The organism is Stenotrophomonas sp. HMWF003 (assembly GCF_003061285.1).
In the GTDB taxonomy this organism is placed as follows: domain Bacteria; phylum Pseudomonadota; class Gammaproteobacteria; order Xanthomonadales; family Xanthomonadaceae; genus Stenotrophomonas; species Stenotrophomonas maltophilia_AP.
This window is the reverse complement of record NZ_QAIW01000450.1, coordinates 1-585: the sequence shown is the minus strand read 5'-3', so window position 1 is coordinate 585 and position 585 is coordinate 1. Positions and strand designations below refer to the sequence as shown.

Here is a 585-nt window from a genome sequence, read left to right as displayed (position 1 = left end):
GAATAGCGCAGCGCCACCTGGCTCAGGTCGCCCCGCGGCCCGAACCGCTGGTCGTAACCGAACGCCACCCGCGTGTTGCGGGTCAGCCACGACTCCACCGACAGCCCGAGCAGGCCGCCCGATCGCGCCGGCTGCAGCCCCGCCATCGGCGCCCACGCATCCACGCCGACAAAACTGGCGTCCTGCGTCAGCCCATCACTGGACAGCAGCTGCTGCCATTCGGCATAGCCGCGCAGCGCCCAGCTGCCCCATTGGCGTTCGGCGCGCACGCCGGCCAGTGCCTGGCTGCGCGTGCTCACCCCGCCCTGGGTGCGCAGGCCAAAGCCCAGCCCGCCCTGTTCGCTGAAGCTGTCGCTGTCCACGCGGGCGTAGTCTGCCCCCAGGTACGGGGTCAACGAGGCGCGACCGTCGCCAAGGCGGTAGCCGGTTTCCACGCTCGCCGCAGTGAACTGACCGCCGTAGCGGGCATTGACCCCGTACTGGCCGGCACCGAGCAGCAGCTGGCGATCGATTTCCCGAGTGAACTGGCCGGCCCCCAACTGGCCCAGCGCGTAGGCCCGCCCCGTACCCCAGCCGGCATACATC

General features: G+C 71.1%; 1 protein-coding gene. It reads right to left on the bottom strand.

The window, feature by feature from the left end:
• The coding region (locus DBR34_RS19960) for an autotransporter domain-containing protein (RefSeq protein ID WP_128098075.1) at window positions 1-585 on the bottom strand (585 nt) is incomplete at both ends.